The sequence below is a fragment of the Streptomyces sp. TS71-3 genome (assembly GCF_018327685.1).
In the GTDB taxonomy this organism is placed as follows: domain Bacteria; phylum Actinomycetota; class Actinomycetes; order Streptomycetales; family Streptomycetaceae; genus Streptomyces.
Genome location: NZ_BNEL01000001.1, coordinates 572,040 through 597,646 on the forward strand (window position 1 = coordinate 572,040; position 25,607 = coordinate 597,646).

Annotated in this window: 20 protein-coding genes and 3 tRNA genes; 20 read left to right on the forward strand and 3 right to left on the reverse strand. The window is 69.7% G+C overall.

Annotated elements, in window-relative coordinates; translation table 11 throughout:
• The first annotated feature begins 383 nt into the window (after positions 1-383).
• The 8 genes from Sm713_RS02480 (at position 384) to Sm713_RS02515 (ending at position 5,985) form a co-directional block, all read left to right on the forward strand.
• Positions 384-456 (forward strand) — tRNA-Thr (locus Sm713_RS02480).
• Positions 457-523: 67 nt separating this feature from the next.
• A tRNA-Met gene (locus Sm713_RS02485) sits at positions 524-596 on the forward strand.
• A gap of 97 nt (positions 597-693) precedes the next feature.
• On the forward strand, positions 694-858 hold the full coding sequence (gene rpmG / locus Sm713_RS02490) for a 50S ribosomal protein L33 (protein ID WP_212908059.1): 165 nt from the start codon (positions 694-696) through the stop codon (positions 856-858).
• Positions 859-1,301: 443 nt separating this feature from the next.
• A complete protein-coding gene (locus tag Sm713_RS02495) occupies positions 1,302-1,754 on the forward strand; it encodes a MaoC family dehydratase N-terminal domain-containing protein (protein ID WP_212908060.1) in 453 nt (150 codons plus the stop codon).
• 5 nt (positions 1,755-1,759) lie between these two features.
• On the forward strand, positions 1,760-2,224 hold the full coding sequence (locus Sm713_RS02500; RefSeq protein ID WP_212908061.1) for a MaoC family dehydratase: 465 nt from the start codon (positions 1,760-1,762) through the stop codon (positions 2,222-2,224).
• Between the two features lie 199 nt (positions 2,225-2,423).
• Positions 2,424-2,999 (forward strand): TetR/AcrR family transcriptional regulator, encoded by a 576-nt coding sequence (locus Sm713_RS02505; RefSeq protein ID WP_212908062.1) that lies wholly within the window; start codon positions 2,424-2,426, stop codon positions 2,997-2,999.
• A 168-nt stretch (positions 3,000-3,167) separates the two neighbouring features.
• A complete protein-coding gene (locus tag Sm713_RS02510) occupies positions 3,168-4,721 on the forward strand; it encodes a DHA2 family efflux MFS transporter permease subunit (protein ID WP_212908063.1) in 1,554 nt (517 codons plus the stop codon).
• A 196-nt stretch (positions 4,722-4,917) separates the two neighbouring features.
• Positions 4,918-5,985 carry a UDP-N-acetylmuramate dehydrogenase gene (locus tag Sm713_RS02515; RefSeq protein WP_212908064.1) on the forward strand — a complete coding sequence of 356 codons (1,068 nt, stop codon included), beginning with the start codon at positions 4,918-4,920 and terminating at the stop codon, positions 5,983-5,985.
• 121 nt (positions 5,986-6,106) lie between these two features.
• On the opposite strand, the gene Sm713_RS02520 is transcribed toward Sm713_RS02515, so the two are convergent.
• Positions 6,107-6,739 (reverse strand): NAD(P)-dependent oxidoreductase, encoded by a 633-nt coding sequence (locus tag Sm713_RS02520; RefSeq protein WP_212908065.1) that lies wholly within the window; start codon positions 6,737-6,739, stop codon positions 6,107-6,109.
• A 165-nt stretch (positions 6,740-6,904) separates the two neighbouring features.
• Here Sm713_RS02520 and Sm713_RS02525 point away from each other — a divergent pair, with 165 nt between their 5' ends.
• Positions 6,905-7,501, forward strand: a complete 597-nt coding sequence (locus Sm713_RS02525; RefSeq protein WP_212908066.1) for a TetR/AcrR family transcriptional regulator — start codon at positions 6,905-6,907, stop codon at positions 7,499-7,501.
• 133 nt (positions 7,502-7,634) lie between these two features.
• Here Sm713_RS02525 and Sm713_RS02530 read toward each other — a convergent pair whose 3' ends face one another.
• Both Sm713_RS02530 and Sm713_RS02535 read right to left on the reverse strand, forming a co-directional pair.
• Positions 7,635-8,657 carry an adenosine deaminase gene (locus tag Sm713_RS02530; protein ID WP_212908067.1) on the reverse strand — a complete coding sequence of 341 codons (1,023 nt, stop codon included), beginning with the start codon at positions 8,655-8,657 and terminating at the stop codon, positions 7,635-7,637.
• Positions 8,658-9,070: 413 nt separating this feature from the next.
• Entirely contained in the window at positions 9,071-10,306 is a 1,236-nt protein-coding gene (locus tag Sm713_RS02535; RefSeq protein WP_212908068.1) for a pyridoxal phosphate-dependent aminotransferase, read from the reverse strand.
• A gap of 272 nt (positions 10,307-10,578) precedes the next feature.
• Between Sm713_RS02535 and Sm713_RS02540 the strand changes: the two genes are divergently transcribed.
• From Sm713_RS02540 to Sm713_RS02590, 11 genes are all read left to right on the forward strand, one after another.
• Positions 10,579-10,651 (forward strand) — tRNA-Trp (locus Sm713_RS02540).
• Between the two features lie 108 nt (positions 10,652-10,759).
• Positions 10,760-11,047 carry a preprotein translocase subunit SecE gene (gene secE, locus Sm713_RS02545; protein WP_212908069.1) on the forward strand — a complete coding sequence of 96 codons (288 nt, stop codon included), beginning with the start codon at positions 10,760-10,762 and terminating at the stop codon, positions 11,045-11,047.
• Between the two features lie 78 nt (positions 11,048-11,125).
• On the forward strand, positions 11,126-11,989 hold the full coding sequence (gene nusG / locus Sm713_RS02550; RefSeq protein ID WP_212908070.1) for a transcription termination/antitermination protein NusG: 864 nt from the start codon (positions 11,126-11,128) through the stop codon (positions 11,987-11,989).
• Between the two features lie 248 nt (positions 11,990-12,237).
• Positions 12,238-12,669: a DoxX family protein gene (locus Sm713_RS02555; protein WP_212908071.1), complete on the forward strand. Its 432-nt coding sequence runs from the start codon at positions 12,238-12,240 to the stop codon at positions 12,667-12,669.
• A 272-nt stretch (positions 12,670-12,941) separates the two neighbouring features.
• On the forward strand, positions 12,942-13,472 hold the full coding sequence (locus Sm713_RS02560) for a hypothetical protein (RefSeq protein ID WP_212908072.1): 531 nt from the start codon (positions 12,942-12,944) through the stop codon (positions 13,470-13,472).
• A gap of 181 nt (positions 13,473-13,653) precedes the next feature.
• Entirely contained in the window at positions 13,654-14,088 is a 435-nt protein-coding gene (gene rplK, locus Sm713_RS02565) for a 50S ribosomal protein L11 (protein ID WP_212908073.1), read from the forward strand.
• A gap of 176 nt (positions 14,089-14,264) precedes the next feature.
• Positions 14,265-14,990, forward strand: a complete 726-nt coding sequence (rplA, locus tag Sm713_RS02570; RefSeq protein ID WP_212908074.1) for a 50S ribosomal protein L1 — start codon at positions 14,265-14,267, stop codon at positions 14,988-14,990.
• A gap of 1,017 nt (positions 14,991-16,007) precedes the next feature.
• Complete coding sequence (gene rplJ / locus Sm713_RS02575; RefSeq protein ID WP_212908075.1) at positions 16,008-16,535, forward strand: 50S ribosomal protein L10; 528 nt, start codon at positions 16,008-16,010, stop codon at positions 16,533-16,535.
• A 381-nt stretch (positions 16,536-16,916) separates the two neighbouring features.
• The gene (gene rplL, locus Sm713_RS02580; RefSeq protein WP_212908076.1) at positions 16,917-17,303 is read left to right on the forward strand and encodes a 50S ribosomal protein L7/L12; all 387 of its coding nucleotides are present in this window, start codon (positions 16,917-16,919) and stop codon (positions 17,301-17,303) included.
• A gap of 628 nt (positions 17,304-17,931) precedes the next feature.
• Positions 17,932-21,417, forward strand: coding sequence for a DNA-directed RNA polymerase subunit beta (rpoB, locus tag Sm713_RS02585; protein WP_212908077.1), 3,486 nt, complete (start codon positions 17,932-17,934; stop codon positions 21,415-21,417).
• 163 nt (positions 21,418-21,580) lie between these two features.
• Positions 21,581-25,504, forward strand: a complete 3,924-nt coding sequence (locus Sm713_RS02590; RefSeq protein WP_212908078.1) for a DNA-directed RNA polymerase subunit beta' — start codon at positions 21,581-21,583, stop codon at positions 25,502-25,504.
• Positions 25,505-25,607 lie beyond the last annotated feature (103 nt).

Below are 25,607 nucleotides of genomic sequence, written 5' to 3' on the forward strand. Positions count from 1 at the left end.
GGACGGTGACCGGCCGTCCGGGAGGAGCGGAATAGTCGTACCGGTGTGGTGCGCTGGGCCGTGCCCCTCGTGTACCCGGCGTGCGCGGGGGACGTCTCAGGGGCGAGAAGGGACGGTCCTGGGCGGGGCGGGGACGGTCCTGGGCGGGGCGGGGACGGTCCTGGGCCGGGCGGGAAACGGGTCCTGGCCCGGGCATGGGCGGCCCCGGGCCGAGGAACCGCGGGCGGGTGCGGCGGCACGCCCATGTGGCAGGTGGGGCGGACGTTCCGGGGGCCCCGTGACCCTCCGGTGGCGTCCTGGCCATGACGTGGCAGGACCCACCGCGAGGGCCCCGAAACGGATTTGGGCGATCGGCCGACGACCGTGTAATGTCTTCCTCGCTCGCCCCAATAGCTCAGTCGGCAGAGCGTCTCCATGGTAAGGAGAAGGTCAACGGTTCGATTCCGTTTTGGGGCTCTGATGTGTGAGGTACCTTTGCAGTGCCGGGACCCCGGTTCTCGGCCGGGGTTTCGCAGCACATCGCAGCGGTGTAGCTCAGTCGGTAGAGCAAGCGGCTCATAATCGCTGTGTCACCGGTTCAAGTCCGGTCACCGCTACTCTAAGTAGCCGATTGCGGGGTCGGTCCTTCGGTCGGCTACTCTTTCTGCGTTCCAAGTAAGTTTTTATGTCCACCGTTCGTCAAGGAGCACTCACGTGGCTGCCACCGACGTCCGCCCGAAGATCACGCTGGCCTGCGTGGAGTGCAAGGAGCGGAACTACATCACCAAGAAGAACCGGCGTAACAACCCGGATCGCATGGAGATGAAGAAGTACTGCCCGCGTTGCAACTCGCACACGCCCCACCGCGAGACGCGCTAGCCGGACTCATCAGCGAGGCCGTCCCCCATTTGACGGGGACGGCCTCGCTTCATTTGAGGGAACGACCGGGCGGTGCAGGATTGACCGGACGCCGGGCAACGGCCAGGTGTTGCAGGAACGACCGGGTGTTGCCTGAACGATCGGATGGTGCGGGAACGGCCACCCGTCGGGGGAACGGCCGGTGCACCCACGGGACACGCCGGGGGAACGGGTTCGCGCCGTCAGTACACCCCCGCGCCCGGACGTGATGGCAAGGTCTGAACGGGACGGCCGGGTCCGGACGGGCCGGGCCCGGGTCGTACAGGAAAAGACGGCCTGGACCGGACGACACGGCCCGGGCGGGATGACACGGTCCGGACGTGACGGCACACGGCACGGCCCGGATGTGAGGCACGGTCCGGACGGGATCGCAGAGACAGCAGCAGAGCAGGAGGTGCCGAGCCATGGCGCTCGACCAGTCCTTCGTCGGGCGGACCTACCCGCCCACCGACCCCTACGAGGTCGGCCGCGAGAAGATCCGTGAGTTCGCGAAGGCGGTGGGGGACGACAACCCCGTGTACACCGACACGGAGGCCGCCAAGGCGCTCGGCCACCCCGACGTCGTCGCCCCGCCGACGTTCGTCTTCATCATCACCTTCCGGGCCGCGGGCCAGGTCATCGACGACCCCCAGCTAGGGCTCGACTACGGCCGCGTGGTGCACGGCGACCAGAGGTTCGAATACACCCGCCCCGTGCTCGCGGGTGACCGGCTCACCGTCACCACCAGCATCGCGGACATAAAGTCCCTCGCCGGCAACGACATCCTGGACATCCGCGGTGACGTGTACGACGAGGCCGGTGAGCACGTGGTGACCGCATGGACCAAGCTCGTGGCGCGCGGGCCCGAGGAGGCATGACCCGGATGACGCAGCAGACGGCGCAGAGCGCGGACCGGCCCGCCCCCGAGCGGCCCGGCTACGACACCACCGAGGTGGGCACCGAGCTGCCCGCCCAGACGTTCACGGTGACCAGGGAGACGCTGGTCAAGTACGCGGGCGCCTCCGGCGACTTCAACCCGATCCACTGGAACGAGCGCTTCGCCAAGGGCGTCGGCCTGGAGAACGTGATCGCGCACGGCATGTTCACCATGGCCGAGGCGGCCCGGCTGGTCACCGACTGGGCCGGCGACCCCGGCGCGGTCGTCGAGTACACCGCCCGCTTCACCAAGCCGGTCGTCGTTCCGGACGACGACGAGGGCGCCCTCATCGAGGTCTCCGGCAAGGTGGCCGCCAAGCTCGACGACCGGCAGGTCCGCGTCGACCTCATGGCCACCTCCGACGGCAAGAAGGTCCTCGGGCTGGCCCGCGCCGTGGTCCGGCTGGCCTGAGCCGACGGCTACGGCGACAGCTGCGGCTGCGGCTACGGCTACGAGAGAAGTTGTAAGGGGCGTCCGCGATGGTGGGGCGCCCCTTACGGCTTGGGTCCTTCACCCGCATCCGGGTTGTGGCGCGTCGGCGCATCAGGTCGAGGGTTCCGGCATCAGGGGGACCTTGCCGTCGTTAGTTATTGAGTGCTAACTTACTTACATGGTCAGGATGAGCGCAGAGGACCGGCGCGAAGGCGTCATCCGTGCGGCGTTGAGCGAGTTCGCCCGGGGCGGGTACTACGGCACCTCCACCGACGCGATCGCCAAACGCGTGGGGGTGTCGCAGCCGTACCTGTTCCGGCTCTTCCCCGACAAGCGGGCCATCTTCCTCGCGGCCGCCGAACGCTGCGTGGAAGTCATCGACCGGCTCTTCCGGAACGCCGCCGAGGGCAAGGAGGGCGAAGGGGCCCTCCATGCGATGGCCGGCGCGTACACCGAGATGGTCACGGGGCAGTCGGAGTGGCTGCTGATGCAGATGCAGCTGTACGTGGCCGCCGCGACGGCGGAGGCCGCCGGGGATCACGAGTTCGGCGAGGCCGTACGGGCCGGATGGGCGCGGCTCTGGGACACCGTGCACGAGCTCCTCGGCTCGGACGTCGACGAGACCACCACCTTCCTGGCCTGTGGCATGCTCATCAACTGCCTGGTGGCCATGGGGTTCCCCAGCGAACACAAGGTCTGGGCGGGGATCAGCTCGGTCGTGCTCAGCGAGCGCGGGGAGCGCGGCGAGCGCTGACCCGACCGGCCCGCCGCCGAGCGCGCTGCCCGGCGGCGGGGACGACACGCACCACCTGACGACCCTCATGCGCGCGCCTTGAGGGGCCGTTTCATGCTCCGAAAAGTTAGTGATCAATTACTAATCATCGTCTGAATCACCTGGACTGAGTCCACCTGGAGGGGAACCATGTCCACACCCGATTCCTTGGCCGCAGGGGCCCCGGACCCCGGCCCCGACCCGGCGGGAGGCCCGGTGGTGCCCGCCGGAGCCGGCACCGGGAAGCCGACCGGGGCAGCCGCGGGGACACCGCGCTCGCGCGTCGTGTGGGCGCTCGTCACGACCAGCCTCGCCGGCTTCATGGCGGCGCTCGACAACCTCGTCGTCACCACCGCCCTGCCGTCCATCCGCAAGGACCTCGGCGGCGGTCTGGAGGACCTGGAGTGGACGGTGAGCGCGTACACGCTCACCTTCGCCGTGCTGCTGATGATGGGCGCCGCCCTGGGCGACCGGTTCGGCCGGCGCAGGCTCTTCGTCGCCGGGCTCGCCGTCTTCACCGGCGCCTCCGCGGCCGCGGCCTCGTCGTCCGGCATCGGGGAGCTGATCGCGGCGCGGGCCGTGCAGGGCGTCGGCGCGGCGGTGATGATGCCGCTCACCCTGACCCTGCTGACGGCCGCGGTACCGGCCGCGCGGCGCGGTGCGGCGCTCGGCATCTGGAGCGCCGTCAACGGCCTGGCGGTCGCCGGCGGCCCGCTCATCGGCGGCAGCCTCACCGAGCACATCTCCTGGCACTGGATCTTCTGGCTGAACGTGCCGATCGGCCTCGCCCTGCTGCTGCCCGCCCGCTTCCGGCTCGCCGAGTCCTACGCCCCCGACGCCCGTCTGGACGTCCCGGGCACCCTGCTGGCCAGCGCCGGGCTGTTCGGCGTGGTCTACGCGCTCGTGAACGCCGCGAGCGACGGCTGGACCGACACCTGGGTCCTGGCCGGGCTGGTCGGAGGGGCGGTGCTGCTCGCCGCGTTCGTGGCCTTCGAGCAGCGGGCGAAGCGCCCGATGCTGCCCATGCGGCTGTTCCGCAGCCGGGCGTTCTCCGGGATCAACGCGGCCAGCCTGCTGATGTTCCTGGGCATGTTCGGCTCGATCTTCCTGCTCAGCCAGTTCCTGCAAGGGGTCTCCGGCTACTCGCCGACCGAGGCCGGGCTGCGGATGCTGCCCTGGACCGGCATGCCGATGCTGGTCGCACCGGTCGCCGGCATCCTCGCCGACCGGATCGGTGGGCGGCCGGTCGTCGCGACCGGGCTGGCCTTGCAGGCGGCGGGGCTCGGGATGTTCGCGATGGTCCTGGCGCCGGACGTGAGCTACACGGCACAGCTTCCCGCGCTGATCGTCAGCGGGCTGGGCATGGCGCTGTACTTCGCCCCCGCCGCGCACTTGGTGATGGCCAGCGTCCGGCCCGGTGAGCAGGGCATCGCCTCCGGCGCCAACAACGCCATGCGGGAGGTGGGCGGCGCGCTCGGGATCGCCGTGCTGGCCACGGTCTTCGCCGATCACGGCGGCTACGGCAGCCCGCAGAGCTTCGTCGACGGGCTCGTTCCCGCCCTCTGGATCGGCGCCGCCGCGGTGGCCCTCGCGGCGGTGGCGGCGCTGGTCATACCGCGCCGCCACGGCCTCAGGGCGGCCTCGGCCCCGGCTCCGGTCCCGGCCGAGCCGGTGTCCCGGGAGAGTGCGCCGGCCGGCGTCTGAACCGGCCCGGCGGCACCTTCCCCACCTCGTTCGGCGGCGGCCCGGCACGGGCGCGGTGACCCGCGTCCCCGCCGGGCCGCCCCAGCCGGACGGCTGGCCGCGGAGCACCGGAGCCCGCCCTCGGGGAAAGGGCGCCCGCGGGGGAAGGGCGCCGCCCGTTCTGTGCGGCGCGCGCCGGGCCCGTACCCTTCTGGTCGTGCACGAACTCCACGACGCCCCGCTCGCTCCCCTCACCACCTTCCGGCTCGGCGGCCCCGCCACCCGGCTCGCCACCGCGACCACCGAGGCCGAGCTGATCGCCGCGGTCCGTGCCGCCGACGCCGAGGGCACGCCGCTGCTGCTCGTCGGCGGGGGCAGCAATCTCGTGATCGCCGACGAGGGCTTCGACGGCACCGCCGTGCACATCGCCACCACCGGCTTCGAGCTGGACGGCACCGACCTGGAGGTGGCGGCGGGCGAGACCTGGACGGACGCGGTCGCCCAGACCGTGGAGAAGGGACTCGCCGGCATCGAGTGCCTGGCCGGCATCCCCGGCTCGGCGGGCGCCACCCCGATACAGAACGTCGGCGCCTACGGGCAGGAGGTCTCGTCCACCATCACGGAAGTGATCGCCTACGACCGGCGGGCGGGTGAGACGGTGACGGTTCCGAGCGCCGAGTGCGCGTTCTCGTACCGGCACAGTCGCTTCAAGGCCGACCCCGACCGCTTCGTGGTGCTGCGGGTGCGGTTCCGGCTGGAGGACGCCGACGGCCTCTCCGCGCCGGTCCGCTATGGCGAGACGGCCAGGGCGCTGGGCGTGGACGTGGGCGACCGGGTGCCGCTCGCCCGGGCGCGCGAGACGGTGCTGAAGCTGCGCGCGGGCAAGGGCATGGTGCTCGATCCGGACGACCACGACACCTGGTCCGCCGGCTCGTTCTTCACCAATCCCGTGCTCGTCGACGAGGAGTTCGCCGCGTTCCACGCGCGCGTGGTGGACCGGCTCGGCGACGACGTCTCCTTTCCGGCCTTCCCGACGGGCGAGGGGCGCACGAAGCTGTCCGCCGCCTGGCTGATCGACAAGGCGGGCTTCAGCAAGGGGTACGGCCCCGCCTCCGGCCGCGTCTCCATCTCCACCAAGCACACCCTGGCGCTCACCAACCGCGGCGGCGCGCGGACGGCGGACCTCCTCGCGCTGGCCAGGGAGGTCGCCGCCGGCGTCGAGGATGCCTTCGGGGTGCGGCTGGTCAACGAGCCGATGACGGTGGGCTGCTCCCTGTGGGACTGAGGCGGTCCTCCCTGCGGGGCTGGAGGGCCCTTCCCCGCGGAGCTGAGGCGATCGTCTCCGCAGGGCGGATGACGGGTCCTCCCCGCGGGGCTGAGGTGATTCCTCCCGTGGACCCGAGGCGTCAGTACGCCACTCCCACGCCCTGGTGCACGGTCGCAGGGTCCGACAGCGCCGCGAGCATCGCGTGGGCCACGTCCGGGCGCCCGATGGTGCGGCCCCTGCGCGGGGTGCCGCCGACGACCGTGCGGTAGGCGCCGGTGAGCGGCTGGTCCGTGAGCTTCGGCGGGCGCACCGACGTCCAGTCCGCGGCGCTGCGGGCGAGTTCCTGCTCCATGGCGGTCAGGTCGGCGTAGACGGCGTTGAGGAACGCCTTGACCACCGAGACCATCGCGCGGTCGACGAACGGCTCGCCCTCGGCCGGCGGGCCCACCGGTGCCGCGGAGACCACGACGAGGCGGCGCACGCCCTCCGCGTCCATCGCGCCGAGCACCGTCCGCGTCAGCTCGGCGGCGATCCCGGCCTCGCTCCGGCTGCGCGCCCCCAGACCGGACAGCACCGCCTCCCTTCCGGCCACCGCCGGCCGTACCGCCTCGGGGTCCCGCAGATCCGCGCGGAACACCTCCAGGCGCTCACCTCGCACCGGCAGCCGGGCAGGGTCCCGCACCACGGCGGTCACCTGGTGGCCCGCGGCCAGGCCCTGCCGGACGATCTCCTTGCCGACGCCGCCGGTCGCACCGAACACCGTGAGCTTCATGGCACCTCCTCCGGGTGGGTAAGTATTCACTCACCACTAGAGTGGGTAAGTACTCACTCACCCGTCAAGCCACTCCGGCGGGATTCGTTCAGCGGGATTCGTTCGGCAGGATTCGTCCGCGAGGATCCGTTCGGCAGGATCCGACCGTCAGCACAGGGAGCGTGTATGGAGCAGCGGCCCACCCGGCAGCGCATTCTGGACGCCGCGCACGAGCTCATGCTGACCGTCGGGCTCGCCCGTACCACCACGAAGGAGATCGCACGGGCGGCCGGCTGCTCGGAGGCGGCTCTCTACAAGCACTTCGCCAGCAAGGAGGAGCTGTTCATCAGCGTCCTCAAGGAGCGGCTGCCGCAGCTCACGCCGCTGCTTGACGAGCTGACCGAACGGCCGGGGGAGGGCGGCCTCGAGGCGAACCTCACCGAGATCGCCCGCCGCGCCGCCCTCTTCTACGAGCAGAGCTTCCCGATCGCCGCCTCGCTCTACGCCGAGGTGCAGCTCAAACGCCGCCACGACCAGGCGCTCAGGGAACTCGGCAGCGGCCCGCACCGCCCCATCGAGGGGCTGGCCGCCTACCTGCGGGCCGAGCAGGCCATCGGCCGGATCCGGCCCGGCGCCGACACCTTCGCCGCCGCCTCGCTCCTGCTGGGGGCATGCGCCCAGCGGGCGTTCGCGTACGACATGACCGAGGCGGGCCGCCCGCTCCAGCCGGTCGGCGAGTTCGCCGCGGGGCTGGCCCAGACCCTGCTGATGGGGATCGCTTAGTCGGATGACTCCGACAACGCGGCGAGGTGCGGTGCTGGGGGCACCTCCCACGCCCTTCAGGCAGTGGGGGAGTCGCAAGCACACGAAGATCCGCCGGACATGGCCTAGCGGCGTCGGGGACCGCCTGGAGGTGTCAGTCGGACAGCCAGGCGTCCACGCCCGCGAGCAGCTTCTCGCGCACGTCGCCGGGGGCTGCCGAGGCCTGGATGGACTGCCGCGCCAGCTCGGCCAGGTCCGCGTCACTGAAGCCGTGGTACCGCCGTGCGATCTCGTACTGGGCGGCCAGCCGGGACCCGAACAGCAGCGGGTCGTCGGCGCCCAGCGCCAGCGGGACCCCGGCGTCGTACAACTGGCGCAGCGGGACGTCCTCCGGCTTCTCGTACACCCCCAGGGCGACGTTGGACGTCGGGCAGACCTCGCAGGTGACCCCCCGCTCGGCGAGCAGCCGGACGAGCGCCGGGTCCTCCGCGGCCCGCACGCCGTGGCCGATCCGGGCGGCCCTGAGGTCGTCCAGGCAGTCGCGCACCGACTCGGGTCCCGTCAGCTCGCCGCCGTGCGGCACCGAGAGCAGCCCGCCCTCCCGTGCGATGGCGAAGGCCCGGTCGAAGTCCCTGGCCATGCCGCGCCGCTCGTCGTTGGAGAGCCCGAAGCCGACGACGCCGCGGTCGGCGAAGCGCACCGCGAGCCGCGCGAGGGTGCGGGCGTCCAGGGGGTGCTTCATGCGGTTCGCGGCGATCAGTACACGCATGCCGAGCCCCGTGTCACGCGAGGCGGTCTCCACGGCGTCCAGGATGATCTCCATCGCGGGGGTCAGCCCGCCCAGCCGGGGTGCGTACGAGGTGGGGTCCACCTGGATCTCCAGCCACCCGCTGCCGTCCCGCAGGTCCTCCTCGGCAGCCTCGCGCACCAGCCGCCGGATGTCGTCCGGCTCTCTCAGGCAGGCCCGCGCGGCGTCGTAGAGGCGCTGGAAGCGGAACCAGCCGCGCTCGTCGGTGGCGCGCAGCTTCGGCGGCTCCCCGGCCGTGAGCGCGTCCGGCAGGCGGACTCCGTATTTGTCGGCGAGCTCCAGCAGCGTGGCGGGCCGCATAGACCCGGTGAAGTGCAGGTGCAGATGGGCCTTGGGCAGCTCGCTTACGTCACGTACTCCTCGCTCCATTCAAGGATCTTGCCGTATCGGGAGCCGGAGGTGGTAACCGGAATGCCTGTTCGGTCCTTGCCCGGACGAATGAGGGGGCGGCGTCATGGCGCCGCGTCAACGCCTGTGCGGGGGCGGGCGGAGCGGTGACGCGCGCCGCTCTTGGGGGCGCCCACCCCCCTGCGCCCTCCGGGGCTTTACCGACCGGGGCGGTGGGTTTCGGTCGTGTCCGGATCGTCTGTCTCGGCCGGTTGCTCGCGCAGTTCCCCGCGCCCCTTGAGGGGCGCGGCCAGCCCTCGTGCCCCGAAGGGGCGCGGGGAACTGCGCGACCAGCCGAAGTGATACCGGCACGTCGCCGGCGTCCTGAGGGGGCACCCTCGGACGTCTCGGACCGCCGGCAGGCGGCGGACCCGGCACCCCCGCGCGTCGGCGCGTCAGTCCTTGGCCTCGGCCAGCAGCTTCTGGAGTCGGGAGACGCCCTCCACCAGGTCCTCGTCGCCGAGCGCGTAGGACAGGCGCAGGTATCCGGGTGTGCCGAACGCCTCACCCGGCACGATCGCGACCTCGGCCTCCTCCAGGATGACCGCGGCGAGCTCGACGGTGTTCGCGGGGCGCTTGCCGCGGATGTCCTTGCCGAGCAGGCCCTTCACCGAGGGGTACACGTAGAAGGCGCCCTCGGGCTCGGGGCAGACCACGCCGTCGATCTCGTTCAGCATCCGCACGATGGTCCTGCGGCGCCGGTCGAAGGCTTCCCCCATGGCCGCGACGGCCGACAGGTCGCCGGAGACGGCGGCCAGGGCGGCGGCCTGGGAGACGTTCGCCACATTGGAGGTGGCGTGCGACTGCATGTTGGTGGCGGCCTTGACGACGTCCTTGGGGCCGATGAGCCAGCCCACCCGCCAGCCGGTCATGGCGTACGTCTTCGCCACGCCGTTCACGACGATGCACTTGTCCCGCAGCTCCGGCACGGCGACCGGCAGCGACGTGGCGGTCGCGTCGCCGTAGACCAGGTGCTCGTAGATCTCGTCGGTGAGCACCCACAGGCCGTGCTCGACGGCCCAGCGGCCGATCGCCTCGGTCTCGGCCCTGCCGTACACGGCGCCGGTCGGGTTGGACGGCGAGACGAAGAGCACCACCTTCGTGCGCTCCGTGCGGGCGGCCTCCAGCTGCTCCACCGAGACACGGTAGCCCGTGGACTCGTCCGCGACGACCTCCACCGGCACACCGCCGGCGAGCCGGATGGACTCCGGGTAGGTCGTCCAGTACGGCGCCGGGACGATGACCTCGTCGCCCGGGTCCAGGATCGCGGCGAACGCCTCGTAGATGGCCTGCTTGCCGCCGTTGGTGATCAGCACCTGCGACGCGTCCACCTCGTAGCCGGAGTCGCGCCGTGTCTTCTCCACGATGGCGGCCTTGAGCTCGGGGAGCCCGCCGGCCGGGGTGTAGCGGTGGTACTTCGGGTTCCTGCATGCCTCGACGGCCGCGTCGACGATGTAGTCGGGGGTCGGGAAGTCGGGCTCGCCGGCTCCGAAGCCGATCACCGGGCGCCCGGCGGCCTTGAGGGCCTTGGCCTTGGCGTCGACGGCGAGGGTCGCTGACTCTGTGATCGATCCGACCCGGGCGGAGACCCGGCGTCCGGCTGACTCAGGGGAAGGGGTTGCAGCGCTCATGCGCCCCATCGTTCCAGACCTGAAACGTCCAGGGCACACGGGTTTCATGAAGCGCATACCCGGGCAGGGCCGCGCACCGGCGACCTTCCGCCGTCCCTCCGGCGGTCTTCGGGGCACCAGCGGGGGGCGCTCACCCTCGGCCGTCTCTGGCTTTCTGTTCGACGTCGGCCCATCGACCACGTACACTCACCTGTCGTTGGCTCTCGACGCAGTCCGTCAACTGCACCCGGTGCACCCGGGCGGATGCGGTAGGTTGGGGGGCATCAGTACAAAGGGTCGTAGCTCAATTGGTAGAGCACTGGTCTCCAAAACCAGCGGTTGCGGGTTCGAGTCCCTCCGGCCCTGCTAGGCACATCCCGCCTGGGGTGTGTGGGCAAGTACGTACCGCAGAAGCATCGCCGTGCGGCTCTACCGGGCGCGGCACGGCCACGACCCGGGATCAGGTGAGGAAGAGTGGCGGACGCCGTGGGCTCCATCGACATGCCTGATGCTCAGGACGAAGAGGTACAGGAGCCCAAGAAGACCCGTAAGGGTGGTAAGCGTGGGAAGCGGGGCCCTCTGGGCCGGCTCGGGCTTTTCTACCGCCAGGTGATCGCCGAGCTCCGGAAGGTCGTCTGGCCCACTCGCCATCAGCTCACGACATACACCACCGTGGTGATTGTGTTCGTTGTCATCATGATCGCCATCGTGACCGTGATTGACTATGGGCTCGATCACGTCGCCAAGTACGTCTTCGGCTGAGCCGAGAGCGAAAGACGCCCTGATCGGCGTCCTTTTCGCATGTTCCACCCCTATGTATCCGAGGAAGAAGCAGCAACCGTGTCCGACCCGAATCTGAACGACGCCGCGCAGTCCGCGAGCGCGAGCTCCGAGTCCGCCGAGGACGAGCTCGACATCGTGGAGGCGGCAGACCCGGACCAGACGGAGGGCGGGGACCAGGCCGAGGCCGCCGATGCCGCTGCGGGCGAGGCCGCCGAAGAGGCTGCCGTGCACGTCGAGGGGGAGGCCGAGGCCGTCGCCGAGGCCGCGGAGGACGAGGCCGCGGAGGAGCAGGAGACCGAGGTGGTCGACCCGGTCGCAGCGCTCCGTGACGAGCTGCGCATCCTGCCCGGCGAGTGGTACGTGATCCACACCTACGCGGGCTACGAGAACCGCGTGAAGACCAACCTCGAGCAGCGCGCGGTCTCCCTGAACGTCGAGGACTACATCTTCCAGGCCGAGGTGCCCCAGGAAGAGGTCGTCCAGATCAAGAACGGCGACCGCAAGACCATCCGGCAGAACAAGCTCCCGGGCTACGTCCTGGTCCGCATGGACCTGACGAACGAGTCCTGGGGCGTCGTCCGGAACACCCCGGGTGTCACGGGCTTCGTCGGCAACGCCTACGACCCGTACCCGCTGACGCTGGACGAGATCGTCAAGATGCTCGCCCCGGAGGCCGAGGAGAAGGCGGCCCGCGAGGCGGCCGAGGCCGAAGGCAAGCCGATCCCGCAGCGCAAGGTCGAGGTCCAGGTGCTGGACTTCGAGGTCGGCGACTCGGTCACCGTCACCGACGGCCCGTTCGCCACCCTCCAGGCCACGATCAACGAGATCAACCCGGACTCCAAGAAGGTCAAGGGCCTCGTCGAGATCTTCGGCCGTGAGACTCCGGTCGAGCTGAGCTTCGACCAGATCCAGAAGAACTAGCTCCTGGCCCAGCTGGGCTGACGGCGCCCCTGCCGGCGGTTGCATCGCACCGCGGGCGGGGGCGTTTCACGTGTCCCGTGGGAGTGCCGATACCGGGGCCCGGGACCGGCCCTGGGCCGCCGAGTCGCCCGTGCCTCCCGCACCGCCCGGCCGGACCCCCGCCCCCCCAGCGGTGGCGGCCAGGTCACAGTCCCCGGGCGGGCTCCGTCATAGCGGTGACCGACGGACCCACCAGGGAGGCAACCGCCATGACCACCATCACCGGCACCCGTGCCGTCACCGCCAGAAGCGCCGCCTACTGGACCGCCACCGCACTCGTCACCGCCGAACTCGCCGTCGGCGGGATCTGGGACGTGCTGCGGATCTCGCAGGTGCGCGACGTCGTCGAGCACCTGGGCTACCCGGCGTACTTCCTCGTCCTGCTGGGGGTCTGGAAGGTGCTCGGCGCACTCGCGCTGCTCGCGCCCCGCCTCCCGCTCCTCAAGGAGTGGGCCTACGCGGGCGTGATCTTCACCGACACCGGGGCGATCGTCTCCCACCTCACCGTCGGCTACGAGCTCGCCGAACTCGGCTTCCTGATCCCCCTCGCCGGGCTGACCGTCCTGTCCTGGGCGCTGCGGCCCGAGCCCCGCCGCCTGCCGACCGTGCCGGGCGGGTCCGCCGTCCCGGCCGCCCGGTGAGGCGCACCGGCGACTCCGTAAGGGACTGAGGAACGTGCGGAGCGCAGTCGAGAGGCATGCGCCCCCTGCCGCTCCCCCACACCCGAAAAGAAGCCCGGCGCGACCGCAACCATCCGGCGCACCCACGGGTCTCACTTGATGACCGAAACGCACAGGGACGATGGCATACGCAATGGTTCATGCTCTTTTGCGTTCATCACACGGTATGTGCGTTACGGACACGGCTCCAGACCTCGAAGAAGAGCTGAACCGGACCCATTGGGGGGACATCCATGCGTGCTCGCAAGACCGTCATCACCGCGGCGACCTGTGCCCTGGTCATGCTTCCCGCGGCCACCGCCATGGCAGGCAGCGGACCGGCGCCCGCCCCGGCCAAGCAGCAGCGGGCCGCCGCCACGTCGACGGCTCCGTCGGAGCAGGGCAACCCGCGCAGCGCGGCCGCCAAGGCCGCCGCGGTGTGCTCGGACGCCTACCAGATCGGCACCACCGCCTACATCGACCGGGCCGGCGCCCACGTCGCCTCGGTGAAGCAGTTCTACTCCCCGAGCTGCAACGTCAACTACGGCTACCTGTGGGTCTGGGACAGCTTCCGCAACAAGTACAGCGCCTACGACACCAGCATCGGCGTCTACAACTACGCCAAGGACACCGTCGCCGGCCAGCTGTCCTGGAAGGCCACGCACCAGCAGGAGTTCTGGTCGGGCGCCGCGAACACCGTGGACGTCTGCACCGCCGGCGTGGGCTCCCTGCGCCTGCCCGGCGACCCCGCCCCGACCTTCGCGTACAGCAGCAAGCGCTGCTGAGCCCGCCACCCGCGGCCCGCGGGGGCCGCTGAACGCCCCAGCAGGTCGGATCGGCCCACCGCCGGTCCGACCTGCTGGTTTCTTGTCACGTGCGACTTACCGTTATCGTTGTGCGGTATGCCTCCATCCGGATGATCCGGGACGGAGGCTCGTCACTCTCACTAGGACCCGGAAGAGAGCAATGCCTCCGAAGAAGAAGAAGGTCACAGGGCTGATCAAGCTCCAGATCCAGGCCGGTGCCGCGAACCCGGCCCCGCCGGTCGGCCCCGCGCTGGGTCAGCACGGTGTGAACATCATGGAGTTCTGCAAGGCCTACAACGCCGCGACCGAGTCGCAGCGCGGCTGGGTGATCCCGGTGGAGATCACGGTCTACGAGGACCGCTCCTTCACCTTCATCACCAAGACCCCGCCCGCCTCCAGGATGATCCTCAAGGCCGCGGGCGTCGAGAAGGGCTCCGGCGAGCCGCACAAGACCAAGGTCGCGAAGATCACCAACGCGCAGGTCCGCGAGATCGCCCAGACCAAGATGCCCGACCTCAACGCCAACGACCTGGACCAGGCGTCGAAGATCATCGCCGGTACCGCCCGCTCCATGGGCATCACGGTCGAGGGCTGACCCTCCCGCACGATCACGGCCTGACCGTCCACGACGGCAGGACCGTGCAGCCAGACCGTGGAAGGGCCTGCTCGGCCCGGACCACGACTCCTCGCACCGGCGGCGGCAGCCTCCCCCAGTGCCTTGAAGGCCTGGGAGGTACCCCCACCCGGTGCACCAACCCACAGGAGCAGCACGTGAGCAAGCGCAGCAAGTCCCTCCGCGCTGCGGACGCCAGGATCGACCGGGAGAAGCTCTACGCCCCGCTCGAGGCCGTCCGCCTCGCCAAGGAGACCTCCACGACCAAGTTCGACGGCACCGTCGAGGTCGCCTTCCGCCTGGGTGTCGACCCGCGCAAGGCCGACCAGATGGTCCGTGGCACCGTGAACCTCCCGCACGGCACCGGCAAGACCGCCCGGGTCCTGGTCTTCGCGACCGGTGACCGTGCCGCGGCCGCGGAAGCCGCGGGCGCCGACATCGTCGGCTCCGACGAACTGATCGACGAGGTGTCGAAGGGCCGCCTGGACTTCGACGCCGTCGTCGCCACGCCCGACCTGATGGGCAAGGTCGGCCGCCTCGGCCGTGTCCTCGGCCCCCGTGGCCTGATGCCGAACCCCAAGACCGGCACCGTGACCCCGGACGTCGCCAAGGCCGTCACCGACATCAAGGGCGGCAAGATCGAGTTCCGCGTCGACAAGCACTCGAACCTGCACTTCATCATCGGCAAGACGTCGTTCGAGGACGACAAGCTGGTGGAGAACTACGGGGCGGCGCTGGAGGAGATCATCCGGCTGAAGCCGTCTGCGGCGAAGGGGCGGTACATCAAGAAGGCCGCTCTCTCCACGACGATGGGTCCCGGTATCCCGATCGACCCCAACCGCACGCGCAACCTCCTCACCGAGGAGGACCCGGCAGCGGTCTGACCCCCGCAGCCACCCCTTTTCGGGCCCCACACTCCGGTGCGGGGCCCGAACCCGTTCCGGGGGCACCCCTTGCCCCGGGCGGATGGCCCTTTCCCCATCCCGGGTGGGTGGGATCAGCGCTTACCCGGAGCCGTCCCGGTCGCCGCACGCCGTGGGCTGTGCCCACCCGTTCCGCCCTGCGGAACGCCTGCCCACAGAGGTAGCAGGCGGGGTGAAGGCGTACCCCGCCAGGCCCCCTGATGGGCCACCGGGCCGCAGTCGCGTACAAGACGGGAGGGGACGTGGGGGGATGTGCGCGCTGGGGGTACCTCCCAGGCCATTAAGGCACTGGGGGAGGCCGGCGCCAGGCCCAGGGCACCTTTCATCCGACCGAAGGGCGCCGGACCGGGCACGTACATCCCCCCGCGGCCCCGCACCCACAACGCACCAGAAGGCGCCCCGGCCCAAGCGAACCCGCACAGGCCACAGCACCGCACCCCACGCAACAGACCGCCCCACAAGGGGCGCGGGGAACTGCGCGAAGAACCACAACGAACCCGCAGACGCCAGGCCCAACCACACCCGCCCCGCCCACAACATCCGACCCGCCCCACCCCGCCGGATTTGCGCGCAGCGCACCCGCTCCCGTACTCTCCAACGGAAGCCAAAGACCGCTGGTAGTCGCCGCGCGCCCGCAGGGGAGTGCGGTGGCCGAAGGATCCGCCGCAGGGCGGGCGACCCGCGCAGGTGACAGTGGAAGTGCTCCCGAACGGTCCCTCATGACCGTACCCGGTCGAGCTCACGCCCCGTGCGCCTGCGCCGGGGCGTTTCGTCTGTAGTGCGCCAGGCCGAGGGCCGCAGGGCCCCGAAGCCGAGAGCCGGTCACCGTCACCAGACGGCGACCGGCAGCCCCCGTCGCCCGAGACGGTGCGCACACGACGACCTTCCCCGAGTGCCCGACCCCGGCGGTCCCCGGCGACACACGGCTGTCCGTGAGGCCAGCCGGAGGATCATCACCCCGGAAGGAGGCCGAGGCTCATGGCGACGTCCGACAAGGTCGCAGCCGTCGAGGAGATCGCGGGCAAGCTGCGCAACTCCAACGCGGCCGTGGTCACCTCGTACACCGGACTGACCGTGGCGCAGCTCAAGGAGCTCCGCCGTTCTCTCGGCGAGAACGCTCAGTACCGTGTGGTGAAGAACACGCTGACCAAGATCGCGGCCAAGCAGGCCGGCGTCGAGCTGGACGAGCACCTCAATGGCTCGACGGCAGTCGCCTTCGTCACCGGTGACCCGGTCGAGGCGGCGAAGGGTCTGCGCGACTTCGCCAAGGACAACCCCGCACTCGTCATCAAGGGCGGCGTCCTTGACGGCAAGGGCCTGTCCGCAGACGAGATCAAGCAGCTCGCGGACCTCGAGTCCCGCGAGGTCCTGCTGTCCAAGCTGGCCGGTGCCATGAAGGGCAAGCAGTCCCAGGCTGCCGCGCTCTTCCAGGCCCTGCCCGCCAAGTTCGCCCGGACCGCGGAGGCGCTGCGCGCCAAGCGGGACGAGCAGGACGGTGCCGAGTAACCCGGCTCGCACCCTGACCGCCGCAAGGCGGTCACAGCGGGCCGCACGTCCGCGGGACACGGCAGCCACCCGGCCTACCGGAGCCACCGGAGCCACCGGAGCCACGGCCCACCGGCCCGGCCCCGGCAGAGCCCCGAAGGAGCCCCTCCAGGCTCCACAGGAGCTCGCCCCGGATCACCGGAGGCCACCCGGCCACCGGAGGCCCCCGGCCAACGGGAGGCACCCGGGCCAACCGGAGGCCCCCGGCCCTCGGGCCCGGCCACCGGACCGACCGCCCACCCCGCACCGGGCGCCCGCCCGACCAGTACATCCGGCGCACGCCGAGCACCCGGCGCTCGCCGACCGAACGGCACCAGCCGCATTAGTGGAAGGACCGCCATCATGGCGAAGCTCACCCAGGACGACCTGCTGGCCCAGTTCGAGGAGATGACCCTCCTCGAACTCTCCGGGTTCGTGAAGGCGTTCGAGGAGAAGTTCGACGTCACCGCCGCCGCCCCCGCCGCCGTCGTGGCCGCCCCGGGTGCCCCGGGCGCCGCTGCCCCGGCCGAGGAGGAGAAGGACGAGTTCGACGTCATCCTCACCGGCGCCGGAGAGAAGAAGATCCAGGTCATCAAGGTCGTGCGCGAGCTGACCTCGCTGGGTCTGAAGGAGGCCAAGGACCTCGTGGACGGCGCCCCGAAGCCCGTCCTGGAGAAGGTCGCCAAGGACGCCGCCGACAAGGCCGCCGAGTCCCTCAAGGGCGCCGGCGCCTCCGTCGAGGTCAAGTAAGGATCACAGTGGGGCCGGTACGCCGGCCCGGCTGTAACGCGGACACACCGTAGGGCGATCATCCAGTCGGGTGGTCGCCCTACGGCGTTCACCGGCCGGCCCAGACGGCCGCCTTGCGCGGCCGGTGGCGGCGGGTATGGTGATCTTCGTTGACCTCCGGTGACGGATTCGCTCCGGTGACGGGCTCCGGCCCACGGAGACGGCAGGTCGGTGACGCCCGCAGCAGCAGGGCAGTGACGAGCGCAGCACCAGGTTTGGGCAGTGGGCCCTTGACGAACCGCACGCAGCGCGCAATTCTCAGGACGCGTCGTCACAACGATCCGGGAATCCGAGGCATGGATCGGTGGCGGAGAGGGAAGCATCGATATGCGCACGAGGGCGTGACTTACCGAAGGTGATGAGAACAGCGAGGGTGTTCGGGCTCCCGAGAATCCCGCACTGGACATCAGTGGGCCATGTGGCTACACTGACCCTTTGCGCTGCCTGTTAGCTGTCTCCTGCCCGTCACCAGGAGTCTGCCCTTGCTTGGCATTACGGACCACACGGCCCTGACCTGGGCTTTTCGTCCCCGTGTCCGGCTGGGACCGGTACGCGCGTAGTGAGTCCGAGCCCTCGGAAGGACCCCCTCTTGGCCGCCTCGCGCACTGCCTCGACCGCGAATACGAACAACGGCGCAAGCACCTCCCCGCTGCGCATCTCCTTTGCAAAGATCAAGGAGCCCCTTGAGGTTCCGAACCTTCTCGCCCTGCAGACCGAGAGCTTCGACTGGCTGCTCGGCAACGAGGCGTGGAAGGCTCGTGTCGAGGCGGCTCTGGACAGCGGACAGGACGTCCCCACCAAGTCAGGTCTGGAGGAGATCTTCGAGGAGATCTCCCCGATCGAGGACTTCTCCGGGTCGATGTCCCTGACCTTCCGCGACCACCGCTTCGAGCCGCCGAAGAACTCCATCGACGAGTGCAAGGAGCGCGACTTCACCTACGCCGCGCCCCTCTTCGTCACGGCCGAGTTCACGAACAACGAAACCGGTGAGATCAAGTCCCAGACGGTCTTCATGGGCGACTTCCCCCTGATGACCAACAAGGGCACCTTCGTCATCAACGGCACCGAGCGTGTCGTGGTGTCGCAGCTGGTCCGCTCGCCGGGTGTCTACTTCGACTCCTCCATCGACAAGACCTCCGACAAGGACATCTTCTCCGCGAAGATCATCCCGTCCCGGGGTGCCTGGCTGGAGATGGAGATCGACAAGCGCGACATGGTCGGTGTCCGCATCGACCGCAAGCGCAAGCAGTCGGTCACCGTCCTGCTGAAGGCGCTCGGCTGGACGACGGACCAGATCCTCGAGGAGTTCGGCGACTACGAGTCCATGCGCGCCACCCTGGAGAAGGACCACACCCAGGGCCAGGACGACGCGCTGCTCGACATCTACCGCAAGCTGCGCCCGGGCGAGCCGCCGACCAAGGAGGCCGCCCAGACCCTGCTGGACAACCTCTACTTCAACCACAAGCGCTACGACCTCGCCAAGGTCGGCCGCTACAAGGTCAACAAGAAGCTCGGTGCGGACGAGCCGCTGGACGCCGGCGTGCTCACCACCAACGACATCATCGCCACCATCAAGTACCTGGTGAAGCTGCACGCCGGCGAGACCGAGACGATGGGCGAGTCCGGTCGCTCGATCATGGTCGAGACGGACGACATCGACCACTTCGGCAACCGCCGTATCCGCAACGTCGGCGAGCTGATCCAGAACCAGGTCCGCACGGGTCTCGCCCGTATGGAGCGCGTCGTGCGCGAGCGCATGACCACTCAGGACGTCGAGGCGATCACCCCGCAGACCCTGATCAACATCCGGCCGGTCGTCGCCTCCATCAAGGAGTTCTTCGGCACCAGCCAGCTGTCCCAGTTCATGGACCAGAACAACCCGCTGTCGGGCCTGACGCACAAGCGGCGTCTGAACGCGCTCGGCCCGGGTGGTCTCTCCCGTGAGCGGGCCGGCTTCGAGGTCCGCGACGTGCACCCGTCGCACTACGGCCGCATGTGCCCGATCGAGACCCCGGAAGGCCCGAACATCGGCCTGATCGGCTCGCTGGCCTCGTACGGCCGGGTCAACGCGTTCGGCTTCATCGAGACGCCGTACCGCAGGGTCACGAACGGCCAGGTCACCGACCAGGTCGACTACCTCACGGCCGACGAGGAGGACCGCTTCGTCATCGCCCAGGCGAACGCGCCGCTCACCGACGACCTGCACTTCGCCGAGGCGCGCGTGCTGGTCCGCCGGCGTGGCGGCGAGGTCGACTACGTCGCGGGTGACGACGTGGACTACATGGACGTCTCGCCGCGCCAGATGGTGTCGGTCGCGACGGCCATGATCCCCTTCCTGGAGCACGACGACGCCAACCGCGCGCTCATGGGCGCCAACATGATGCGCCAGGCCGTGCCGCTCATCAGGTCCGAGGCCCCGCTGGTCGGCACCGGCATGGAGTACCGCTGCGCCACCGACGCCGGCGACGTCGTCAAGGCCGAGAAGGACGGTGTGATCCAGGAGGTCTCGGCCGACTACATCACCGTCGGCAACGACGACGGCACCTACACCACCTACCGGCTCGCCAAGTTCTCCCGCTCCAACCAGGGCACCTCGGTCAACCAGAAGGTCGTCGTGTCCGAGGGCGACCGGGTCATCGTCGGCCAGGTGCTGGCCGACGGCCCGGCCACCGAGAAGGGCGAGATGGCGCTCGGCAAGAACCTGCTGGTCGCGTTCATGCCGTGGGAGGGCCACAACTACGAGGACGCGATCATCCTGTCGCAGCGCCTCGTCCAGGACGACGTCCTCTCCTCGATCCACATCGAGGAGCACGAGGTCGACGCCCGTGACACCAAGCTCGGCCCCGAGGAGATCACCCGGGACATCCCGAACGTCTCCGAGGAGGTCCTGGCCGACCTCGACGAGCGCGGCATCATCCGCATCGGCGCCGAGGTCATCGCCGGCGACATCCTGGTCGGCAAGGTCACGCCGAAGGGCGAGACCGAGCTGACCCCGGAGGAGCGGCTGCTGCGCGCGATCTTCGGTGAGAAGGCCCGTGAGGTCCGTGACACCTCGCTGAAGGTGCCGCACGGCGAGACCGGCAAGGTCATCGGCGTGCGCGTCTTCGACCGCGAGGAGGGCGACGAGCTGCCGCCCGGTGTGAACCAGCTGGTGCGCGTCTACGTCGCGCAGAAGCGGAAGATCACCGACGGTGACAAGCTCGCCGGCCGCCACGGCAACAAGGGCGTCATCTCGAAGATCCTGCCGATCGAGGACATGCCGTTCATGGAGGACGGCACCCCGGTCGACATCATCCTCAACCCGCTCGGCGTGCCGTCCCGGATGAACCCGGGCCAGGTCCTGGAGATCCACCTCGGCTGGCTCGCCAGCCAGGGCTGGGACGTCTCCGGCCTGGGCGACGAGTGGGCGCGGCGGCTCCAGGGCATCGGCGCCGACCGCGTCGAGACCCGGACCAACGTCGCCACCCCCGTCTTCGACGGCGCCCGCGAGGACGAGCTGGCCGGCCTGCTGGAGAACACCCTGCCGAACCGCGACGGCAACCGCATGGTCCTGCCGTCCGGCAAGGCCCGGCTGTTCGACGGCCGCTCCGGCGAGCCGTTCCCGGACCCGATCTCGGTCGGGTACATGTACATCCTCAAGCTGCACCACCTGGTCGACGACAAGCTGCACGCCCGTTCGACCGGTCCGTACTCGATGATCACCCAGCAGCCGCTGGGTGGTAAGGCTCAGTTCGGCGGCCAGCGGTTCGGCGAGATGGAGGTGTGGGCGCTGGAGGCGTACGGCGCCGCCTACGCCCTCCAGGAACTGCTGACCATCAAGTCCGACGACGTGACCGGCCGCGTGAAGGTCTACGAGGCCATCGTCAAGGGCGAGAACATCCCCGAGCCCGGCATCCCCGAGTCCTTCAAGGTGCTCATCAAGGAGATGCAGTCCCTGTGCCTGAACGTGGAGGTGCTGTCGTCCGACGGCATGTCCATCGAGATGCGTGACACGGACGAGGACGTCTTCCGTGCCGCGGAAGAGCTCGGTATCGACCTGTCCCGGCGCGAGCCGAGCAGCGTCGAAGAGGTCTGACGGGCCCTCCCGCCGCGTGTCCGCCGCCCCGGCGGCGGCCACCGGCGGGAGGTAAGCCCAAGCCCCCCGGTCCCCCGGGGGCCCGGACCCCGTACAGACCACACAGCGCCCCTCGCACCCGCCCGTGCGAAGGGCACGACCCCGAAAGAGGGATTGACGAATAGTGCTCGACGTCAACTTCTTCGACGAGCTGCGGATCGGCCTGGCCACCGCTGACGACATCCGTCAGTGGTCCCACGGCGAGGTCAAGAAGCCAGAAACCATCAACTACCGCACCCTCAAGCCCGAGAAGGACGGCCTCTTCTGCGAGAAGATCTTCGGCCCCACCCGGGACTGGGAGTGCTACTGCGGCAAGTACAAGCGTGTCCGGTTCAAGGGCATCATCTGCGAGCGCTGCGGCGTCGAGGTCACTCGCGCCAAGGTGCGTCGTGAGCGGATGGGCCACATCGAGCTGGCCGCTCCCGTCACCCACATCTGGTACTTCAAGGGCGTTCCGTCGCGTCTCGGCTACCTGCTCGACCTCGCCCCGAAGGACCTGGAGAAGGTCATCTACTTCGCCGCGTACATGATCACGTACGTGGACGAGGAGCGCCGCACGCGCGACCTGCCCTCGCTGGAGGCCCACGTCTCCGTCGAGCGCCAGCAGGTCGAGCAGCGCCGTGACGCCGACCTCGAAGCCCGCGCCAAGAAGCTGGAAGGCGACCTGGGCGAGCTGGAGGCCGAGGGCGCCAAGGCGGACGTGCGCCGCAAGGTGCGCGAGGGCGCCGAGCGCGAGATGAAGCAGCTCCGCGACCGCGCGCAGCGCGAGATCGACCGCCTCGACGAGGTGTGGAACCGCTTCAAGAACCTCAAGGTCCAGGACCTGGAGGGTGACGAGCTCCTCTACCGCGAGCTGCGTGACCGCTTCGGCACGTACTTCGACGGCTCGATGGGCGCCGCGGCGCTCCAGAAGCGCCTGGAGTCCTTCGACCTGGACGAGGAGGCCGAGCGCCTCCGCGAGATCATCCGTACCGGCAAGGGCCAGAAGAAGACCCGTGCGCTCAAGCGGCTGAAGGTCGTCTCCGCGTTCCTGCAGACGTCCAACAGCCCCAAGGGCATGGTGCTCGACTGCGTGCCGGTGATCCCGCCGGACCTGCGCCCCATGGTGCAGCTGGACGGTGGCCGCTTCGCGACCTCCGACCTGAACGACCTGTACCGCAGGGTCATCAACCGCAACAACCGCCTGAAGAGGCTCCTGGACCTCGGTGCCCCGGAGATCATCGTCAACAACGAGAAGCGCATGCTTCAGGAGGCCGTTGACGCCCTCTTCGACAACGGTCGCCGCGGCCGCCCGGTCACGGGTCCCGGCAACCGCCCGCTGAAGTCGCTGTCCGACATGCTCAAGGGCAAGCAGGGCCGGTTCCGCCAGAACCTGCTCGGCAAGCGCGTGGACTACTCCGCGCGGTCCGTGATCGTCGTCGGCCCGCAGCTCAAGCTGCACCAGTGCGGCCTGCCCAAGGCCATGGCGCTGGAGCTCTTCAAGCCGTTCGTGATGAAGCGCCTGGTGGACCTGAACCACGCGCAGAACATCAAGTCGGCCAAGCGCATGGTCGAGCGCGGCCGCACGGTCGTGTACGACGTGCTGGAAGAGGTCATCGCCGAGCACCCGGTGCTGCTGAACCGTGCTCCGACGCTGCACCGCCTCGGCATCCAGGCCTTCGAGCCGCAGCTGGTCGAGGGCAAGGCCATCCAGATCCACCCGCTCGTGTGCACCGCGTTCAACGCGGACTTCGACGGTGACCAGATGGCCGTGCACCTGCCGCTGTCCGCGGAGGCGCAGGCCGAGGCCCGCATCCTGATGCTGTCCTCGAACAACATCCTCAAGCCGGCCGACGGCCGCCCGGTGACCATGCCCACCCAGGACATGGTGCTCGGGCTGTTCTTCCTCACCACGGACGGCGCCGCGCGCAACCTGCTCGGTGAGGACCGCCCGTTCGCCTCGGTCGCGGAAGCGATCATGGCGTTCGACGCGGGCGAGCTGTCGCTCCAGTCGAAGGTCGACATCCGCTTCCCGGTGGGCACCATCCCGCCGCGTGGCTGGACCCCGCCGGCCGCCGACGACGCCGCGTCGTTCACGGGCGAGGCCGGTATCGGCGAGTGGCAGCCGGGCGACCCGTTCCGGCTGAAGACGACCCTGGGCCGCGCGCTCTTCAACGAGCTGCTGCCCGAGGACTACCCGTTCGTCGACTACGAGGTCGGCAAGAAGCAGCTCTCCGAGATCGTCAACGACCTCGCCGAGCGCTACCCGAAGGTCATCGTGGCGGCGACGCTCGACAACCTGAAGGCGGCCGGCTTCTTCTGGGCCACCCGCTCCGGCGTCACCGTGGCCATCTCCGACGTCGTCGTTCCCGAGGCGAAGAAGGAGATCGTCCGCGGGTACGAGTCGCAGGACGAGAAGGTCCAGAAGCAGTACGAGCGCGGTCTGATCACCAAGGACGAGCGCACCCAGGAGCTCATCGCGATCTGGACCAAGGCGACCAACGAGGTCGCCGAGGCGATGAACGCGAACTTCCCGAAGACCAACCCGATCTTCATGATGGTGAACTCGGGTGCGCGCGGCAACATGATGCAGATGCGTCAGATCGCCGGTATGCGTGGTCTGGTGTCCAACGCCAAGAACGAGACGATTCCGCGTCCCATCAAGGCGTCGTTCCGCGAGGGCCTGTCCGTGCTGGAGTACTTCATCTCCACGCACGGTGCCCGTAAGGGTCTCGCCGACACCGCGCTGCGCACCGCCGACTCGGGCTACCTCACCCGTCGTCTGGTCGACGTCTCCCAGGACGTCATCATTCGCGAGGAGGACTGCGGCACCGACCGCGGCCTGCGTCTGCGCATCGCCGAGCAGGGCGCCGACGGTGTCCTGCGCAAGGCAGAGAACGTCGAGACAAGCGTGTACGCGCGTGCCCTCGCCGAGGACATCGTCGCCGACGGCAAGGTGCTGGCCCCGGCCAACACCGACCTGGGCGACGTGCTCATCGACGAGCTCGTGCGGCACGGGGTCGAGGAGGTCAAGACCCGCTCGGTCCTGACCTGCGAGTCCGCCGTCGGCACCTGCGCCATGTGCTACGGACGCTCGCTGGCCACCGGCAAGCTGGTCGACATCGGTGAGGCGGTCGGCATCATCGCCGCCCAGTCCATCGGTGAGCCCGGCACCCAGCTGACGATGCGCACCTTCCACACCGGTGGTGTGGCCGGTGACGACATCACGCAGGGTCTGCCGCGTGTCGTCGAGCTGTTCGAGGCCCGTACGCCCAAGGGTGTCGCCCCGATCTCCGAGGCCTCCGGCCGCGCGCGGATCGAGGAGACCGAGAAGACCAAGAAGATCATCGTCACCCCGGACGACGGCAGCGACGAGACGGCGTACCCGATCTCGAAGCGCGCCCGCCTGCTGGTGAGCGAGGGCGAACACGTCGAGGTGGGCCAGAAGCTCACCGTGGGTGCCACCAACCCGCACGACGTGCTGCGCATCCTCGGCCAGCGTGCGGTCCAGGTGCACCTGGTCGGCGAGGTCCAGAAGGTCTACAACTCCCAGGGCGTGTCGATCCACGACAAGCACATCGAGATCATCATCCGCCAGATGCTGCGCCGGGTGACGATCATCGAGTCCGGCGACGCTGAGCTGCTGCCGGGTGAGCTCGTGGAGCGCTCGAAGTTCGAGACCGAGAACCGCCGCGTGGTCCAGGAGGGCGGCCACCCGGCCTCCGGCCGTCCGCAGCTGATGGGCATCACCAAGGCCTCGCTGGCCACGGAGTCCTGGCTGTCGGCGGCGTCCTTCCAGGAGACGACCAGGGTCCTCACGGACGCGGCGATCAACGCCAAGTCCGACTCCCTGATCGGCCTCAAGGAGAACGTCATCATCGGCAAGCTCATCCCGGCCGGTACGGGCCTGTCCCGCTACCGCAACATCCGGGTCGAGCCGACCGAGGAGGCGAAGGCGGCGATGTACTCGGCCGTCGGCTACGACGACATCGACTACTCGCCGTTCGGCACGGGCTCCGGCCAGGCCGTGCCGCTGGAGGACTACGACTACGGTCCTTACAACCAGTAACCGATCGGCTGCTCGATCCGCGGGGCGGTCATCCCGACGAAAGTCGGGGTGGCCGCCCCGCGGCGTGTAGGAGCATCATGGAGAGGTAATACGAGGTACTTGT